We start from the raw sequence: 17,334 nt of genomic DNA, 5'->3' as shown, positions 1-17,334 counted from the left end.
CAGCGTGAACGAGACAAGTACGGCCGCCGTCGTGGCTGAAAGGACGAATCGGCTTCGCGCCGAGGACGTCACGATCGGTTACGACAAGCGTGTCATCTCGGAGCACCTCGACGTCGAGATCCCCGACGGTGGCTTCACCGTCATCGTCGGTCCAAACGCCTGCGGCAAGTCGACGCTTCTGCGTGCGTTGTCGCGGTTGCTCAAGCCGACTACCGGCAAGGTCCTCCTCGATGGCAAGGCGATAACGTCGTACCCGGCCAAGGAAGTTGCGAGGCGACTCGGGCTTCTACCGCAGACGTCGATCGCGCCGGACGGTATCAAAGTCGCCGATCTGGTTGCGCGAGGACGTTATCCGCACCAGAAGCTGATCCGCCAGTGGTCCAGGGAGGACGAGGCCGCCGTCATCAAGGCGATGGAGGCAACCAAGGTCACGGATCTGTCGGCCAGGCCGGTCGACGAACTGTCCGGCGGTCAGCGTCAACGTGTCTGGGTCGCTATGGTTCTCGCGCAGCAGACCCCGTTGGTGCTGCTGGACGAACCGACGACCTTCCTCGACATCGCGCATCAGATCGAGCTGTTGGAGCTGTGCCGCGATCTGAACGAGAACGACGGACACACGCTGGTGGCCGTGCTTCACGATCTCAACCACGCGTGCCGCTACGGAACTCACATCATCGCGATGAAGGACGGCGCAGTAGTCGCCGAAGGCCAGCCTGCGGAGATCATCACCGAAGAACTGGTGGAGGAGGTGTTCGGCATGGCATGCCGCATCATCGACGATCCGGTTTCCCACACACCGCTGGTCATTCCGCTGGGACGCGAGCGTCAACGAAACATCGAAGGAGCAAGGGTATGACACTCGTTCTGGATACGCAGGTTACCGACACTGAGTGGGCTCAGATCGTCGACCGCATTTCACGACGCCGATTCTTCGGTGGCGCTGCCGGTGTGGCTGCAGCACTGGCGCTGAGCGCCTGCGGAAGCTCCGATGGCGAATCCGACTCGGCCAGTGACACTCTCCCGTACACGTGGGCCGAGTTCAGTGGCGACGTTCCGCGCGACCCCAAGCGTGTGGTGGTGCTCGACGGCCGCGTCGACCTCGAATTCGCGATGATGATGGACTACCCGATCGTCGGTTCGGGCAACTTCTGGTTCCCCGACGCCAAGGCGGGATTCCAGTTTCCCGGCCGCGCCATCGAGGGCGCGAGCTTCGTCAACGTCGCCGGCGACTTTTCCACCAACTTCGAGGCGTTGCTCGCTCTCGAGCCCGATCTGATCGTCATCACTGCGATCGGATACACCAGTGACTGGTACGGCACCGAGCGGTTGTCTTCCATCGCGCCGCTGTTGGTCGTCGGCGACGACGTCGAACCGATCGCCGGACACCCGGTCGACTGGCGAGGTGCGCTGATGGCGCAGGCGAGCCAGCTCGACCGGGTGGCGATCGCCGAGGCTTCCATCGCGGAGTACGACGACAAACTCGCGAGACTGCGTCCGATGTTGCAGGAGAAGCTCGGCGGAAAGAAGATCGTTTTCGGCGTTCAGACGCCGACCGGATTCCTGGTGCACCAGCGGAATCTGCGGATCAGCGTCGCAATCGATGCCGGCCTCGACGTGCTTTTCCGCGACGACGACAATGCAGAAAACTCGTTCGAGTTGTCTTTCGAGCAACTCGACACCTTGGCTCCGGCGGATGTGATCATCGCCCAAGCACGCGATCAGGAAGCACTCGACGCGATCAAGACGCAGCCGACGTGGCAGCGATTGCCTGCAGTTCAAGCAGGCAACGTGTTGACCAGCGACGCGCGATACAACCAAGGATTTGCGCTCACCGCGGCCACCTTCCTCGACGTTCTCGAGGAAGCGGCCGGGCGAATCACCGCTGGACAGTAATTCAGGCGACGTTGCGGGCCTGGTCGAGTAGTTGTGCAACCTGCTCGAACCAGGCGCCGTAATTGGCGTAGGTGTTCGGACGCTTGTCGTCGAAGTCGATCACCTGGTTCGCGGTCACCGCGGGTAGCTTGACGAACACGGGTGATGCTGCGAACGCTTCTGCCGACTTCGCGAACTGGAAAACGATGTCCGCCGGATAATCCGGGACCTGCTCCCAGCTGAGGTCGGCCCAGCCTTTGTCGCCTCCCGGGCCGGTGAACTTCACGCCGAGTTCCTTCAGGTAGCCGAACTGAGCGAGAGCCGTTGTGCCTGCGTACAACTCGGAGCCGTCACCGTTCAGGGCGAGCACTTCGATGTCGTCAACCTTGCCCGCGGCGGTTCGGATGCGCGCTGCCCCGGATTCGAATGCTTCCTTGCCCTCGCGTGCCGTTGCTGTGTCGGTGTCTCCGCCGAGCGCTTCGGCGAGTGAGGCGTATTCGCTCAACACGTCCGGCGTCGACGCGCCGGAGAACTTGACACCGACAAACGGTGCAACATCGTTGACGGTCTTGCCCATCGGCTCGTCCCACCAAGTCCATCGGGTCGGGTCGTCGCTGTTTCCGTACCCGATGACCAGGTCTGCGTCCAGCGCCGCAAGGGCTTCCGCGCTGAGTTCACCTTCACGACCGACGACGGTCATCGTCGACTCGTCGGCGTGATCGGTGACGTCGGGATTGCCGACGCCGTAACCGAAGATGCCGACCGGACGAATGCCGTAGTCCCACAGCGCAGCAGCGGAGTACGCATCGACGACGATCCGCTCCGGGGCGTGATCGAGGGTGATCGTGTTTCCGTATCCCGTTGTGTAACTCCAGGACTGGTCGGTAGAACTGGTTTCGGTAGAAGATGATGCGTCGCTGCTTCCGCAGCCGGTGAGTAGGAGTGCGGCAACGGCGGGTAGTGCGGTGAAGCCGGCGAGCCTGCGAGTGATTTTCATGAGAACCTTCCGAACATGGCGAGCTAAACTAGGTAAGCCTAACCTGACATGTCGTTCGGGTGTCCTCAGGGTCAGTTGCCCTGCCACATCTGAAGCCATTCGCTCCAGGATGGGTGAGTGGTCGACGGTTGAGGTCTTCCGTGACGAAGTCCGTCGAGCATGAACTCGAGATAGCGCGTGTGGATTTCGGTGGCGCGGACCCCCTCGATCGGCAGGGTCGGCCGTAGATGCACCGTCATGAGCATGACGTCTGCAGAAGTGAAGTCGGGCGGGACTTCGTGAGTGTCGATGCAGATGTCGACCATCGATTGCAGCGCGGCCTCCAATTCTTCGGCGGCGCGGGTAACTTCGGCGTGTTCGGGCAACCTGCCGCCGAGGACGGGAATGAGCGGTCCCACCGATTCGGCAAGGTATCGCGAGAAGAACGTCTTCAGTACGGCTTCATCGTTGTCTGCGTTGCTCACGCACTCTCGCGCCAGGGTGGCGAGGTGGTCGATCGCCCAGACGCGTAGGGATTGCGCCAGTTCCTCTTTGCCGCGGTAGCGGCGATAGATGCTGCCGACGCCGACCCCGGCCCGGGTGGCAATCGCCGATACCGGTGCATTCCAACCCTGTTCGGCGAAGATCTCGCGCGCTGCTCGCAGTACGGTGACGTCGTTGTCTGCGGCTTCTCGGGCGCGTCCGGGGAGGCTCGCATTCTCTTTCGCCATTCCCACAGGCTAGCAATGCATGGTTTACTCAATCGGAACGGAGTGGTCCGTTCCGATTGAAAACGTGATTGGAGGAAGGTGTCGATGACAACCTTGGCGGAGGCGCCCACGCGATCCGGGAGCCGGGTGATCGCCGCGCTTGCGGGGGCGGTGCTCGTTTACTCGCTCATGCAGACCATGCTGGTGCCGGCGTTGCCGGTGTTGGGTGAGCATTTCGATACGTCCGTGGCGGTGACCGGCTGGATCCTGACGGCGTACCTATTGGCGGCCGCGGTGATGGCTCCGATCGTCGGGGCGATGGGTGACCGATTCGGCGACAAGCGAGTCCTGGTGGTCGTCCTGATCATCTTTGCTCTCGCAACATTTGCCGCGGCGGCCGCCCCGAATATCGGGGTGCTGCTTGTCGTTCGAGCTGTCCAGGGGGTGAGTATGGCGAGCTTCCCGCTCGCCATGGCAGTACTGCGGAGAACTGTGGCTGGCCCCGAGTTGTCTTCGGGGATAGGTTGGCTCGCTGGGACTTTGGGAATCGGTGCCGGAAGTGCGCTGGTGATCGGCGGTGTCATTCTCGAGTACCTCAGTTGGCAGTGGTTGTTCGTGATTACCGGGATCCTGATCGTGCTTGCTTTGGTGGCCGTAGTGGCCGTAGTGCCGGGTTCGCATCGCCGGCCGGGTATGCCGACGGACTGGGCCGGTGCCGGCGCTCTGGCGTTCGGATTGGTGAGCCTGCTCCTGGCGATCACCAAAGCCTCCGACTGGGGAGTTTTGTCGCTCGGATTCTGGGGTCTGATCGTTATCGCGTTCGTCTCGTTCGCAACTCTGATTGTCGTCGATTCCCGCCACGACGCTCCGATCGTCGACATGCGAGTTTTTCGGGACAGGCCGATGATGATCACCAGCGCACTGACCCTGGTGTTCGGGTTCGTGCCGTACATCTTCTACCTCTGCCTGCCGCGGATCCTCCAGGCGCCGGAAACGTCCACGTATGGAAGCGGATTCACTGTTGTGCAGACCGGATTGGCGCTCTTGCCCGCCGCCGTCCTCGTCTTCCTCGGAGGTCGTTTGACGCCGACTCTCGCGCGTCGATACGGGCCGCGAGTGCCTGCGGTCATAGCGCTGGCACTCATGGCGACGGGAGCGGTCGGTCTCGCGATCTGGCCGAGCTCGGTGGTTGCGATCGTGTTGTTCTTCTCCCTCGTCGGATTGGGGAACGGCGTGGGGTTTGCGGTCTGTGCTCTGCTGGTTGCTTCGATCGTCCCGCCGTCGGAAATGGCAGCAGCCAGTGGTGTCAACAGCGTGATCAGAACGGTCGGTTCGGCGGTGGGTGCCCCGGTGACAACAGCGGTCCTGGCGATCGGCGCTTCGGGCGATTCGTTCGCGGTGGCGTTCGTAATGGGTGCCGTCATCAGTGTTGTTGCGTGTCTGCCGGCGATTGCACTTCCGGTGATGAGGGCTGCACAAACGGCTTGAGTTATTGTAGGCTCCCCTAATTGAGACAGTGTGTAACTAAAGCCGGGAGAGATGGATGCGGCAGCAGTGGGGCCTACGAGCAACGGCACTCACGCTCGGGGTCAAGCCCGATACGGGCTTCGCCACCCTGCAATCACAGGCGGCGAAGGAGATCTTGCAAAGCGAAGACCTCGAGGCTCTTGCCGATCGCACACTCACCGGCGCGGAACTCCAAGGCCGCATCGCATCCGACGCCGACGCAGTCACCCGAGGGAAGGCGTTCTCGAAATGACGACAACACAGGACAAGACAACAGACGTTCAACCCGAGGAGGCCGGCGCACCGCATGGGTCTGCGGCCGAAGCCTCACAGGCCAAGGCCGAAGCGGCGGCGCAGAAGAGCGCGCTACGTGTGCTCCTTGCGCCAGTTCGCACACGGACGACTATCGCGATGGTGATGCAGGTTATCGCCGCGGTCGCTGCCATCGTGCCGTACGTGGCCATCGCCGAACTGGGTAAGACGCTGATCGTGGGTGGTGACATCGACTCGTCCCGCGTCTGGACGATCGTGTGGGTGGTCGTCTTCGGCTTGGGCATGCGTGCGTTCTTCGGTGGCGGTGCGTTGATCGTCACGCACTTTGCCGACGTGAATCTCCAAGCTGTGCTCCGACGCCGAATCGCAGCGACGCTTGGCCGACTTCCTCTGGGCTGGTTCACCTCCCACTCGTCCGGAACCGTGCGCAAAGCTGCGCAGAACGATATTTCCGATCTCCACTACCTTGTTGCGCACAGCGCCGTCGAGACCACCGGAGCCATCGCGGTGCCGCTGGTCGGACTCGGCTACGTGATTTCGATCGACTGGCGTCTGGGATTGGTCGCGATTGCCACGCTCCCGATCTACATGATCGCCTATGCGACGATGACGAAGGACATGGCCGTCAAGATGAGCCGGATGAACGAGGGCATCGCGGCTATCAGCAACACGATCGTCGAGTTCGTCACGGGCATCGCAGTGGTCAAGACTTTCGGTCAGGACAAGCAGTCACATTCTCGATACCGCGATGCCGCCAAGGCTTTTGCCGTTTCGTACGAGGGTTGGGTTCGTCCGATGCTTCGGACCGAGGCGCTGGCCTCGATTGCATTGAGCGCACCGGTAGTGCTGGTGGTCAACCTTGGTCTCGGCTCGTGGTTCGTTCACTCCGGATGGGTGTCGCCCATCGATGTGCTGACCAGTTCTCTTGTCGCGATGGTGATTCCGGTGTCGGTGACGACCATCGGTTTCGGTATGCAGGCCCGCCGTGAGGCTGCTGCCGCTGCGGCGCGGCTGATCGAGCTGTTCGCAACCGACGCGCTGCCGGAAACCGATCATCCGAAAAAGCCTGCGGGGAACGAAGTTCGATTCTCCGGAGTCTCTTTCGCCTACGACGACGGGGCAGACGTTCTGTCCGGCATCGATCTGACGCTGCCGGAGGGCACGGTGACGGCGTTGGTCGGACCTTCGGGTTCGGGTAAGTCGACGCTGGCAACGCTCGTTCCCCGATTCCATGACGTGCGTACCGGATCAGTGGCCATTGGCGGTGTCGACGTCCGGGACGTCGCTACCGACGAGCTGTACCGCCACGTCGGATTCGTTCTGCAGGACGTGCAGTTGGTCGAAGCGACTGTGCTCGAAAACATTCGGCTTGCCCGCCCCCAGGCGTCGCCGGCCGAGGTGAAGGCTGCTGCCGCAGCCGCACAGATCGACACCCGCATTGAAGCCCTCCCGAGAGGGTACGACTCCGTGGTCGGGGTCGACGCCAGGTTCTCGGGCGGTGAGGCGCAACGAGTCTCCATCGCGCGGGCAATTCTCGCGGACACTCCCGTTCTCGTGCTCGACGAGGCAACCGCGTTTGCGGACCCGGAGTCCGAAGCTGATATCCAGGAAGCATTGTCGCGTTTGACTGTGGGGCGGACCGTGCTGGTGATCGCGCACCGGTTGGCTTCGATCGTGAGTGCCGATCAGATTGTGGTCCTCGACGCCGGGCGGATCGTGGAGAAGGGCACGCACGATCAGCTCGTGGCGAATGGTTCAACGTATGCCCGGATGTGGGCGAGCCACAGTCGGGCCGACTCGGTTGAAAACAGTCGGGCCGGCTCGGTTGAAAACAGTCGGGCCGACTCGGTTGAAAACAGTCGGCCCGACAGCATCGAGGGAAGCTCCGAAGCAGTAGGAAAGGCCAACTCATGATTCGCGACCTCTTCCGGATACTCGGCCCGCAGAATCAGGGCCGCTATCGCGAGTTCCTGGTGTGGGCAGTGTTGTACGGCGTGATGCAGGGTTTGGCAGTGGCATTGCTCGTGCCGACCGTGCAGGCACTGTTCGAGCAGGACTGGGGCAGTTTCGGTCGGTGGCTCGCCGCCATGGCCGTCTGCGCCGTGATCAGTTCGATTGCGCATTACCTGCAGGCCATCAAGGGATTCGAGTCGGCACTCACCCTGCTGCGGACGATGCATCTGCGACTCGGTGATCACCTGGTCACGCTCCCGCTCGGCTGGTTCGGTGCCGGCCGACTCGGTCAGGTATCGCAGGTCGCTAGCAAGGGCACCATCTCGGTGATGGGGGCGGCCGCGCATCTGATGACACCGATCATCTCCGGAATCGCCAGCCCGGCAACCATTGTCGTGTGCATGCTGTTCTTCGATTGGCGACTCGGGCTCGCACTGGTGGTCAGCGTTCCGATTCTCTTCGCAGCAGCACGCTTTGCTTCGGCGATGACCGCCAAGGCCGACGATCAGGCCCATGCCGCGGCGGTCGAATCGAACAATCGGGTGCTCGAATACGCGCGTTGCCAACCGGTCCTGCGTGCTTTCGGACGCACCCACGGGGTGTACGAACCGCTCGACGACGCGATCGAAGCTCAGCACACCGCGGGTCGTTCACAACTGTGGTTCGTGGTGATCGGTTCCGTGGTCAACGGGATCGCCCTGCAATTCGTGTTCTCAGCCGTGATCATCCTGGGTGCTTTCCTCGCGCTCGGCGGCGACATCGACCCGGTCACGTTGATCGCGCTACTCGGGCTCACCGCACGGTTCATCCAACCGCTAGGTGAGATCGGCGAGTTCGGCGGTGCAATCAGAATGGCGCGCAACGATATCCGTCGGATGTCCGAGATCCTCGAAGTTGAACCACTGGTCGAACCCGATGCCAGCGGGCCGGCGACGGGGGAGACGGCCGTGCAGTTCGACGCCGTCGACTTCGGTTACGCCGACGGCGGGCAGGTTCTGCGGAACATCTCCTTCGACGTGCCGCGGAAGTCGCTGACGGCGTTGGTCGGTCCGTCAGGGTCGGGCAAAACCACCGTCACCCGGCTGATCTCGCGCTTCTACGACGTCGACTCCGGGGTGGTTCGTGTCGGCGGCGTCGACGTCCGGGATCTCACGAGTGCCGATCTGATGTCGCAGCTGTCCCTGGTCTTCCAGGACGTGTACCTCTTCGACGACACGTTGATCGCGAACATTCGTCTCGGCCGTCCCGAAGCCACGGACGAGGAAGTCTTCGACGTTGCTCGGATCGCCGGAGTCGCAGAAATCGTCGAGCGACTTCCGCGGGGTTGGGACACCCGTGTCGGTGAGGGCGGGACGGCACTGTCCGGTGGGGAGCGCCAACGGGTCTCCATTGCGCGTGCACTCCTCAAACGCGCACCCATCGTGCTGCTCGACGAGGCGACGGCCGCGCTCGATCCCGAGAACGAGGCACACGTTCAGCGTGCGATGCAGGAACTCGCCAGCGAAAGCACACTGCTCGTGATCGCTCACAAACTGTCGACCGTCGTGGCCGCAGACCAGATCATCGTGCTCGGTGACGACGGATCAATCGTCGAAGTGGGAACCCACGAAGTTCTGCTCGCGGCCGGTGGGAACTACGCCGCGTTCTGGAATCAGCGCCACCGTGCGTCGGGATGGCGGTTGGTAGCAGGCTGAGCAGATGGCAGGCTGAGCAGAATGCAGACCGGAAAGAAGGCAGGGCGACCGCCGACGTTGTCGAGAGTGGATATCGTCGAAGCCGCCCTGGCTGGTGATCTGAGTGAATTGACCATGCCGAGTGTGGCAAAGCGTCTGGGCGTCAGTCATTCTGCACTTTATCGCTACTTCGCCGACCGTGAAGCGCTGCTGCGGGCCTGCTCGGATCACGTTGTGCGTCAGACTGTGTGGCCGGACACGGATCGTCCGTGGCGTGAATTTCTGAAGGACCTCTGCGACGTTCTGTGGTCCTCGTTCGAGCGCTATCCTGGCCTCGCCCAGGTCGGTCTCGCTGTTCCGGGCACGCCGCCGGCGATAATCGAGATCGTGGAGAAACTGGTCGGTTCGTTGACTGCGCAAGGCTTCACACCACACGACGCGGTACTGGCGGTGGACTTCATCTCCGAGGTGACGATGACTCAGTTCGCGATGATGGCGGCACTGGACAAGACCGTCAGCTCCGCGGATTCGCGTTCTGCACGCCAGGCGTATCAGGAGAGTTGGAATGCGTCGGAGTCGTTGATCGAGGGGATCGGTGACGAATCGACGTGGCACGGACGCGGTTGGTTGGACGAGAAGATCACGATCATGCTCGACGGCCTGGAAAAGCGTGTTATCGGCTGACATTTCTACTAGCTTTGAGAGTAATGCCCGTTTCTGCGTGATACAGGCTAATGTGCACGCATAGGACGGGTGGTTGCTGCACCGGGAGGCGGGGATCATGGATCTCGAAGCGATTGTTCTCATCCAAAGACTCAAGTACCGATACGCACGCGCCTTGGACACCAAATCGTGGGTCGAATTCGCCGACACTCTGACCGTCGACGCCACCGCGATCTACGGAGAACAACTCAGTTTCGATTCTCGAGATTCATTTGTCTCCTTTCTCGAGAACACCCTCGGCTCACACATCATCACCGAACATCAATGTGGGCAACCCGAGATCGACGTCGACGGAGACACCGCAACCGGGATCTGGTGCCTTGCGGACACGGTGGTCATCCCCGAAGACGGCATGCTGCTTCGTGGATCGGCTTTCTATCACGACAGATACACCCGCTGCAGCGACGGTGAATGGCGAATCTCCCACACGAGCTACGAGCGCACCTGGGAATCGGTGGTGGCGCTCGCCGATATGCCGAGTTTTCGTTTGACGTCCAACAAGTGGGCACTGCTGCAGCAACCCTCGTTCGGTGACTCGATCGTTCGCAACGTCTCCTGAGGCCGCCCGCGATTAGAGTCGGCTCATGGTTGACGCAGATTTTTCGCTGCCGGACGTCCGGGCATGGATTCGCGGTATTCCCGCACTGACCGGAACTCCGCCGCCCGCGCCTGAACGTTTTCCGGAAAACCCAGGAGAGTTGTTCCTCGACTGGCTCCGTGCGGCCGTGGCCTTCGGCGTCGTCGAGCCACACGTGTGTGCGCTCTCGACTGTGGGCGACGACGGTATACCCGATTCCCGCTTCCTCATCCTCAAGGACGTGACCGAGGGCGGGTTCTGGTTCTCGGGTTCGGACGCATCGCCGAAAGGTATTGAGCTGAAAGAAAATCCGCGAGCATCGCTGGCGTTCTACTGGCGTGAGACAGGCCAGCAGGTCCGGATTCGCGGATTGGTGTGCGAGGGTGACGAGGCACTTCGAAGCCGAGACTTCGTCGAACGCTCCGTCACTGCGAGAGCGGTGGCGACGGCAAGTAAGCAGAGTGAGGTGCTCGAAGACTTCGATGCGTACGAGACGTCGGTGGCCGCTGCGGAAGCAAGAATCAGCGACGACCCAGGGTTCGTGTCGAAGGACTGGCGTGCGTGGTGCCTCGAGCCGGAGTCTGTCGAGTTCTGGCAGGCAGACTCCGGGCGTCGGCATCAGCGGTGGTTGTACCGTCGCGGCTCGAACCGAGCATGGAGACGCGAAGTGCTGTGGCCCTGAACAGCTGGGCCCTGAACAGCTGGGCCCTGAACAGCTGGGCCCTGAACAGCTGGGCCCTGAAGAACAGTTGGGCCCAGATCAGCTGGCGCTGATTTCCGGCGACACGAGGTTGACGACGATCGACTGTCCGCCGAGTTTGGCGTGAATTTCCGGATGTTCGAACCCCGAGGACAACAGGTAGCTGCCGAGCATCGTGAGCAACTCGTCCAGATCCATCGTGGGATCGGAAGAATGCGTGCTCGAGGGTGAGGCCTGATTTGCGATGAGTTCGGTGTGGGTGAGTCGCCCGGCTACTCGAACGGCGGCTACGCCCATCGCGTCGCGCCGTACGACGGTACGACTCCGAGTCTCGAGTGTCCTCGATGATTCGCGTGTTGAAGCTGGCACTGAAAGGTCCTCTCCGCTGCTGTGTGCGGCCGTGGTTCGGGTGGGAAGCGGAAACGTGAATGCATCCGATTGCTTGGGTGCGGTCGACAGAAAATCCGCTGTGGCGGTGGCGCTGCCGGAACCGTTGCTAGTGGAAAGGTTGCTCGCAGAACCATTACTCGCAGAACCGTTGCTAGTGGAAAGGTTGCCCGCGGAACCATTACTCGCGGAACTACTGGCTCTCGATCCGTTTCCGGAACCGTTGGGACCCGTTATTCCGTGAGAATTCTTGTCTTCCATTGTTTCGCTCCTGATGCCCGTAAACAGACCGTCGGTTTGCTTAATCGACGTAAACATACCAGGAGTTCGTTTACGGTTACACCCCTTGCGGAGTTCGACGTTGAATGCGCAGCCACATTGCGAAACCCCACAGTACGAAGAATGCGTAGACCAGATAGAGGATCGCCGACGGGTAGTACCCGGCCCGGAAAAGAAGGGGAACACCGACGGCGTCGACGCCGATCCAGATGAGCCAGAACTCCGTCCAGCCGCGTGCCATGCCGTACGTCGCGAGGATGGAGCCGGTGAAAATCCAGGCTTCCGCCCACGCCCCGTACGAGCCGAGAAGGTCGAAGATCCAGGCGAAAGCGATTGTGCCGCTTGCCATGACGGCGATCATGGCGACGCGCTCGCGAGTTGTCGCCCAGTGGGGCAGGACTGCGCGACCGGAGTCGCGTGCCCGGCGTCGCCACTGAGTCCATCCGTAGACGCTGACGGTGATGAACAACAACTGACGTCCGGCCTGGCCGTAGAGATTGAGCTCTTGCGGCGTGTGGAAAAGCGCGCCCATGAACACCGTGAACAACAGGGCATTTCCGGCTATACCGACAGGCCACGCCCATACAGAGCGTCGTGCGCCGGCGATCGCGGACCCTATTCCGAACGCGTTTCCGATGATCTCTCGCCAGAGAATCGTGGCGCTGCCGATGTGCAGTTCGGCGTCGAACAGCGCCTCGATCAGGCTCATCAGTCCGCAGCAGCGACGAGGGGTTCGAGCGTCAGATCCGGAAGTTCCTTCTGGATGTACTGCAGGCGCCACTTGTCACTGACAAGAGCGAGGAGAACACCGTCGGATCGGGTGAAGACCTCCACACCGCGTTGGCGGTTCAGTTCGACCTCGGACGCGGCGTCGGTGCGACGGGCCAATGCATAGCCGAGCGGTTCCATCTTGGCCTCGACGTTGAACTCGGCCTTCATGCGCGCTGCGACAACTTCGAACTGCATCGGGCCGACGGCCGCCATGACGGGGGAGGCGTCGCCGCGGATGTCGTTGCGAAGAATCTGGACGACGCCCTCGGAGTCGAGTTGGTCGACAGCGCGGCGGAACTGCTTGTACTTGCCTGCGCTTTCGGCACGCAGGATCGAGAAGTGCTCCGGCGCGAACGACGGGATCGGCGGGAACTCGACCTTCTTCTCGGTGTACAGCGTGTGGCCGGGCGCAAGGGCGGTGGCGTTGACGAGGCCGACGACGTCGCCGGGGAACGCGGACTCGACAGTGGAACGTTCGCGGCCGAACACCGTCTGCGCGTACTTGGTCGTGAAGGGTTTCCCGGTTTGGGCGTGCGTGACGACCATGCCGCGCTCGAACACGCCGGAGACGATGCGCATGAATGCCAGACGGTCACGGTGCGCGGTGTCCATACCGGCCTGCACCTTGAAGACGACCGCACTGAACGGATCGGTGACCTCGCGTGGCTTGCCGCTGAGGTCTTCGCGGCCTCGCGGCGGCGGCGCCAATTCGACGAGGGTGTCGAGGATCTGGCGGACACCGAAGTTGAGCATCGCAGACGCGAAGATCACCGGGGACGTTTGACCGGCGAGGAACATCTCCTGATCGTGGTCCTGACCCGTAGCGGAGAGCAGTTCACTCTCCTCGGCCGCGGTCTCCCACTCGGAGCCTTCCTTGGCAAGTGCGGCTTCGGCGTCCATGACCTCTTCGGGGGCGATCTTCGCACCGCCGGCGGTACGGGTGAAGCGGACGTACTCGCGGGCCCCGCCGTCTTCGCCGCGCCGCAGCAGTCCGCGGAAGTCGCCGGCGATACCGACGGGCCAGTACAGGGGAGTGGGTGTGAGGCCGATCCGTTCGCTGATCTCGTCGAGCAGTTCGAGCGGAGTCTGGCCGGGGCGGTCCCACTTGTTGATGACCGTGATAACCGGGATGCCGCGGTGACGACACACCTGGAACAGCTTGAGCGTCTGCGGTTCGAGGCCCTTGGCAGCGTCGATGAGCATGACGGCTGCGTCGACTGCGGTCAGGACGCGGTACGTGTCCTCGGAGAAGTCGGAGTGGCCGGGAGTATCGACGAGGTTGATCACGTTGATCTGCTCGTCCGGGGTCTCGGACGAGTGGTAGTTGAACTGCAGTGCGGTGGAACTGACGGAGATGCCGCGGGCCTTCTCCATCTCCATCCAGTCCGAGACCGTCGACTTGCGGCCTGCTTTGCCGTGGACGGCACCTGCCTCGGAGATCTTCTTCGCGTGCAGTGCCAGCGCTTCGGTGAGCGTCGACTTACCGGCGTCAGGATGCGAGATGACGGCGAAGGTGCGGCGACGCTCTGCCTCAGCTGACAAGCCCTTGGTGGTCGTCGTGACCGCGACCGACCCACTCTCGGTGGAATCGGGGCCTTCGGTGTCGGACTGGACAGTCGAGTCGGAAGGGACGGTCGAGTCTGACGGGGTAGTCAACGAAGAACCTCTCGAAGTGGGCGTCAGTGCCGGCGACGTGCCGGTGCGCGGACAGGTGGAGAGTGCGGCAGCACAACAGAGAAAGGATACGCGCCGACCACTGCGACGTAGTAACCACTGCGACGTAACACTCGGCGAACGATCGCTGATTATCCAAGTATGTGTGTGTTCGAACACACAGCCATTTGTGTCCTGCGAAGAGTTGCACTGATCGAAGAGTGACACTGACCGAGGAGTTGCGTTGAGCAAGTTCACCGAAGAGATGTATGCGACCGCCGCAGTCACCGACCGCGGCCTGGTGACGGGAGAGCCCGACAACGCTTTCCGTCAGACCTGGGGCGACATCCACCAGGAGGCTCGGCGCATGGCCGGCGGCCTGGCCGAGGTCGGTATCGACCGTGGCGTTGCGATCGGCATTCTCGCTGGACAGCCCGCCGACATCGCGCCTGCCTGCCAGGCGACGTGGATGCGCGGTGCGTCGGTGACGATGCTGCATCAGCCGACCCCCCGAACGGATCTGGGTGTCTGGGCTCAGGACACCGAGACGGTGATCGACATGATCTCGGCAAAAGCCGTGATTCTGGGCGCACCCTTCGATGCGGCCAAGCCGCTACTCGAAGAGCGTGGCATCACCGTTGTGACGGTGGACGAGCTTCGTGGCGGAGCGTCGATCGATCCCGTGGAGACGGTCGAATCGGATATCGCACTCCAGCAGTTGACGTCCGGTTCCACCGGTTCACCCAAGGCCGTGCAGATCACGCACGAGAACTTCTACACAAATGCCTACGCGATGATCAACCGCATCAAGTTCTCCATCGAAGACGACGTGATGGTGAGCTGGCTTCCTCTGTTCCACGACATGGGCATGGTCGGGTTCTTGACGGTTCCGATGCAGGTGGGCGCCGAGGTCATCAGCATCACGCCGATGGATTTCCTCCGCACCCCGGTGCTGTGGGCGGAACTGATGGGCAAGTACGGCGGAACTGTCACGGCCGCACCGAACTTCGCATATTCCCTCTTGGCGCGTCGACTCGCACAGGCAGAGGACGGGGCAGTCGACCTGTCCAGCGTCCGATACATGTGGAACGGCGCCGAACCGGTGGATCCCGACACGATGGATGCCCTCGCCGCGGCCGGCGCGCGTTTCGGTTTGAACCCGACTGCGCTCGCTCCCGTGTACGGAATGGCGGAAACCACCCTGGCGGTGTCGATTCCGGATCCCGATCAGGGTCAGGTTCTCGACTACGTCGATCCCGATTTCCTCGAGTCGATGTCCCGCGCGGTGCCGTCCAATCGTCCCAATGCGCGCGCCCTCGCCACGTTGGGAAAGATGGTGCCCGACCTCGAAGGACGCATCGTCGACCGCGACGGCCAGGTGCTCCCGGCTCGCGGCGTCGGAATCATCGAGGTTCGCGGCAAGGCAGTCACCCCCGGGTATGTCACCGTCGACGGACACAAGCCGGCTCAGGACGCCGACGGTTGGCTCGACACCGGTGACGTCGGTTATTTCACCGAAGAAGGCCTGGTTGTGGTGTGCGGGCGAGTCAAGGACGTCATCATCATGGGCGGCCGGAACGTGTATCCGACCGACATCGAGCGGGCGGCCGGAAGCGTTGCCGGTGTGCGCCCGGGAAATGCAGTCGCCATTCGCCTGGATGCCGGCCAGAAGCGTGAGAGCTTTGCCGTCGCCGTCGAGACCAACGCCTTCGAGGATCCGGAGGAGGTCAAGCGTATCGAGCGCGAAGTGGTCCACGCCGTGGTTGCCGACGTCGGCGTGCGCCCTCGTGCCGTTGCGGTCCTGGGTCCCGGCAGTATCCCGAAGACGTCGTCGGGAAAGCTTCGCCGCGCCAATTCAGCTGCCCTGCTGGGTAACTGACTGTCAGTGCAGGCGGTTCTGTGCTGTCTCCAGTCCGAGTTCGAGAAGTAGCTCCACTGCATCCGCAGCGTCTTCGCACACGAGATCGAGTTCTTTTCGCTCCGTGGACGAGAACGGCTTGAGAACGTAGTCCGCCGGGTCCATGCGGCCCGGCGGGCGGCCGATCCCGACGCGCGTGCGCAGGTAGTCCTTGGTGGTCAACGAACTCGAAATGGACCGCAGCCCGTTGTGGCCGCCTTCGCCGCCGCCGAGTTTGAGCCTGATGGTCCCGAAATCGAGATCCAGTTCGTCGTGGACGACGATGATATTCGCGGCATCGACCGAGAAGAATCGAGCGAGACCGGCGACCGCGCCGCCCGAGAGATTCATGTACGAGCGTGGTTTTCCGAGGATCACGCGTCGGCCGGCGAGGCGACCTTCGACGATCTCGGCGCCACTCTTCTTGTGTACGTTGAACTTTCCGCCCATTCGTCCGGCAAGTGTGCCCGCGACCATGAAACCGACGTTGTGCCGGGTCTTCTCGTACTGCGGGCCGGGATTACCCAGGCCGATGACGAGGGCGGTATCTGTGCTCAACGGACACTACTTTCTGGCTTGTTCTTTCCTGCTACGCGCGAACGGCGCGTCACTCCGAATCGGAATGACGCGCCGCGCGCAGTGAGTTCTGTAGAAACCGAGAGGATCAGGCCTCTTCTGCAGCCTCGTCGGCGGCGGGAGCTTCTGCGCCCTCTTCGAGGTCAGCCTCGGTCGGTGCAGCAACGACGTTGACGATCAGGGTGTCAGCGTCAGCCTGCAGGACGGAGCCGACGGGCAGTTCGAGCTGGCTTGCGAGGATCTGGGTGCCGATTTCGAGGCCCTCGACCGAGACCTCGATCTGCTCAGGAATGTGGAGGGCGTCTGCCTCGATGGAGATGGTGGATGCATCCTGCGCGACCATGGTGCCTGCAGCAGCGTCACCGACGACTACGACGTGAACGTCGATGGTGACCTTCTCGCCCTTCTTGATGACGAGCAGGTCAGCGTGCTCGATGTAGCTGCGGATGGGGTGCACGACGACCGACTTGGTCAGTGCAACCTGCTCCGTGCCCTCGATGTCGAGGGTGAGGATGGCGTTGGTGCCCTGTGCGCGGAGGATGCGAGCGAAGTCGCGAGCCGGCACGTTGAGGTGGCGGGGATCTTCGCCGTGGCCGTACAGAACCGTGGGGACCTGGCCGTCGCGACGTGCACGGCGAGCCGCGCCCTTGCCGAATTCGGTGCGGACGACGGCGACGAGGTTGTTTTCTTCAGACATGATGAAACGGCTCCTACAACTCACGGGGTTCGTGCTCGGTTTACTGACGTGTGGTTTTGCCTGCGACAAGGGGGACAGGCGCGCACACGGCCAGGAGCGAAACGCTCGAGC

The 17,334-nt window shown here is 62.5% G+C and carries 17 protein-coding genes; 10 read left to right on the top strand and 7 right to left on the bottom strand.

Going from position 1 to position 17,334, the window contains the following annotated elements; genetic code table 11:
• Window positions 1–4: 4 nt before the first annotated feature.
• Both QM716_RS01805 and QM716_RS01800 read left to right on the top strand, forming a co-directional pair.
• Window positions 5–856, top strand: a complete 852-nt coding sequence (locus QM716_RS01805) for an ABC transporter ATP-binding protein (RefSeq protein WP_283301955.1) — start codon at window positions 5–7, stop codon at window positions 854–856.
• A complete protein-coding gene (locus QM716_RS01800) occupies window positions 853–1,893 on the top strand; it encodes an ABC transporter substrate-binding protein (protein ID WP_283301953.1) in 1,041 nt (346 codons plus the stop codon). The genes QM716_RS01805 and QM716_RS01800 overlap by 4 nt, the downstream gene beginning before the upstream one ends.
• Window position 1,894: 1 nt before the next feature.
• Here QM716_RS01800 and QM716_RS01795 read toward each other — a convergent pair whose 3' ends face one another.
• The gene (locus tag QM716_RS01795) at window positions 1,895–2,869 is read right to left on the bottom strand and encodes an ABC transporter substrate-binding protein (RefSeq protein WP_283301951.1); all 975 of its coding nucleotides are present in this window, start codon (window positions 2,867–2,869) and stop codon (window positions 1,895–1,897) included.
• Window positions 2,870–2,940: 71 nt separating this feature from the next.
• Window positions 2,941–3,579: a TetR/AcrR family transcriptional regulator gene (locus QM716_RS01790; RefSeq protein ID WP_283301949.1), complete on the bottom strand. Its 639-nt coding sequence runs from the start codon at window positions 3,577–3,579 to the stop codon at window positions 2,941–2,943.
• Window positions 3,580–3,663: 84 nt separating this feature from the next.
• On the opposite strand from QM716_RS01790, the gene QM716_RS01785 reads away from it, so the two are divergent.
• From QM716_RS01785 to QM716_RS01755, 7 genes are all read left to right on the top strand, one after another.
• Complete coding sequence (locus QM716_RS01785; RefSeq protein WP_283301948.1) at window positions 3,664–5,046, top strand: MFS transporter; 1,383 nt, start codon at window positions 3,664–3,666, stop codon at window positions 5,044–5,046.
• A gap of 55 nt (window positions 5,047–5,101) precedes the next feature.
• Window positions 5,102–5,317 (top strand): hypothetical protein, encoded by a 216-nt coding sequence (locus QM716_RS01780; protein WP_283301946.1) that lies wholly within the window; start codon window positions 5,102–5,104, stop codon window positions 5,315–5,317.
• Window positions 5,314–7,251 carry an ABC transporter ATP-binding protein gene (locus QM716_RS01775; RefSeq protein WP_283301944.1) on the top strand — a complete coding sequence of 646 codons (1,938 nt, stop codon included), beginning with the start codon at window positions 5,314–5,316 and terminating at the stop codon, window positions 7,249–7,251. The genes QM716_RS01780 and QM716_RS01775 overlap by 4 nt, the downstream gene beginning before the upstream one ends.
• Window positions 7,248–8,984, top strand: coding sequence for an ABC transporter ATP-binding protein (locus QM716_RS01770; RefSeq protein WP_283301942.1), 1,737 nt, complete (start codon window positions 7,248–7,250; stop codon window positions 8,982–8,984). Before QM716_RS01775 ends, QM716_RS01770 begins: the two co-directional genes overlap by 4 nt.
• Window positions 8,985–9,005: 21 nt before the next feature.
• A complete protein-coding gene (locus QM716_RS01765) occupies window positions 9,006–9,647 on the top strand; it encodes a TetR/AcrR family transcriptional regulator (protein ID WP_283301940.1) in 642 nt (213 codons plus the stop codon).
• Window positions 9,648–9,744: 97 nt separating this feature from the next.
• A complete protein-coding gene (locus tag QM716_RS01760; protein ID WP_283301938.1) occupies window positions 9,745–10,245 on the top strand; it encodes a nuclear transport factor 2 family protein in 501 nt (166 codons plus the stop codon).
• 25 nt (window positions 10,246–10,270) lie between these two features.
• Window positions 10,271–10,945, top strand: coding sequence for a pyridoxine/pyridoxamine 5'-phosphate oxidase (locus QM716_RS01755; RefSeq protein ID WP_283301936.1), 675 nt, complete (start codon window positions 10,271–10,273; stop codon window positions 10,943–10,945).
• 78 nt (window positions 10,946–11,023) lie between these two features.
• Here QM716_RS01755 and QM716_RS01750 read toward each other — a convergent pair whose 3' ends face one another.
• From QM716_RS01750 to QM716_RS01740, 3 genes are all read right to left on the bottom strand, one after another.
• On the bottom strand, window positions 11,024–11,332 hold the full coding sequence (locus QM716_RS01750; RefSeq protein WP_283301934.1) for a hypothetical protein: 309 nt from the start codon (window positions 11,330–11,332) through the stop codon (window positions 11,024–11,026).
• 355 nt (window positions 11,333–11,687) lie between these two features.
• Entirely contained in the window at window positions 11,688–12,338 is a 651-nt protein-coding gene (gene pnuC, locus QM716_RS01745) for a nicotinamide riboside transporter PnuC (protein WP_283301932.1), read from the bottom strand.
• Window positions 12,338–13,942, bottom strand: coding sequence for a peptide chain release factor 3 (locus QM716_RS01740; protein WP_502941955.1), 1,605 nt, complete (start codon window positions 13,940–13,942; stop codon window positions 12,338–12,340). Before QM716_RS01740 ends, pnuC begins: the two co-directional genes overlap by 1 nt.
• 355 nt (window positions 13,943–14,297) lie before the next feature.
• Here QM716_RS01740 and QM716_RS01735 point away from each other — a divergent pair, with 355 nt between their 5' ends.
• On the top strand, window positions 14,298–15,932 hold the full coding sequence (locus tag QM716_RS01735; RefSeq protein WP_283301928.1) for a fatty acyl-AMP ligase: 1,635 nt from the start codon (window positions 14,298–14,300) through the stop codon (window positions 15,930–15,932).
• Window positions 15,933–15,935: 3 nt separating this feature from the next.
• Here the strand turns inward: QM716_RS01735 and pth are convergent, their stop codons facing one another.
• A complete protein-coding gene (gene pth / locus QM716_RS01730; RefSeq protein WP_283301926.1) occupies window positions 15,936–16,508 on the bottom strand; it encodes an aminoacyl-tRNA hydrolase in 573 nt (190 codons plus the stop codon).
• A gap of 106 nt (window positions 16,509–16,614) precedes the next feature.
• Entirely contained in the window at window positions 16,615–17,223 is a 609-nt protein-coding gene (locus tag QM716_RS01725) for a 50S ribosomal protein L25/general stress protein Ctc (protein ID WP_019744667.1), read from the bottom strand.
• Window positions 17,224–17,334: the final 111 nt, after the last annotated feature.

Source organism: Rhodococcus sp. IEGM 1409 (genome assembly GCF_030056735.1).
Taxonomy (GTDB): domain Bacteria; phylum Actinomycetota; class Actinomycetes; order Mycobacteriales; family Mycobacteriaceae; genus Rhodococcus_F.
The sequence above is the reverse complement of the archived record's forward strand: the minus strand, read 5'-3'. Positions and strand labels throughout refer to the sequence as shown.

Coding starts and splice junctions, on each gene's coding strand:
- QM716_RS01775 (WP_283301944.1), top strand. CDS start 5,314: ATGACGACAACACAGGACAAGACAACAGACGTTCAACCCGAGGAGGCC.
- QM716_RS01725 (WP_019744667.1), bottom strand. CDS start 17,223: ATGTCTGAAGAAAACAACCTCGTCGCCGTCGTCCGCACCGAATTCGGC.
- pnuC (WP_283301932.1), bottom strand. CDS start 12,338: ATGAGCCTGATCGAGGCGCTGTTCGACGCCGAACTGCACATCGGCAGC.
- QM716_RS01785 (WP_283301948.1), top strand. CDS start 3,664: ATGACAACCTTGGCGGAGGCGCCCACGCGATCCGGGAGCCGGGTGATC.
- QM716_RS01770 (WP_283301942.1), top strand. CDS start 7,248: ATGATTCGCGACCTCTTCCGGATACTCGGCCCGCAGAATCAGGGCCGC.
- QM716_RS01800 (WP_283301953.1), top strand. CDS start 853: ATGACACTCGTTCTGGATACGCAGGTTACCGACACTGAGTGGGCTCAG.
- QM716_RS01790 (WP_283301949.1), bottom strand. CDS start 3,579: ATGGCGAAAGAGAATGCGAGCCTCCCCGGACGCGCCCGAGAAGCCGCA.
- QM716_RS01780 (WP_283301946.1), top strand. CDS start 5,102: ATGCGGCAGCAGTGGGGCCTACGAGCAACGGCACTCACGCTCGGGGTC.
- QM716_RS01755 (WP_283301936.1), top strand. CDS start 10,271: ATGGTTGACGCAGATTTTTCGCTGCCGGACGTCCGGGCATGGATTCGC.
- QM716_RS01760 (WP_283301938.1), top strand. CDS start 9,745: ATGGATCTCGAAGCGATTGTTCTCATCCAAAGACTCAAGTACCGATAC.
- QM716_RS01765 (WP_283301940.1), top strand. CDS start 9,006: ATGCAGACCGGAAAGAAGGCAGGGCGACCGCCGACGTTGTCGAGAGTG.
- QM716_RS01795 (WP_283301951.1), bottom strand. CDS start 2,869: ATGAAAATCACTCGCAGGCTCGCCGGCTTCACCGCACTACCCGCCGTT.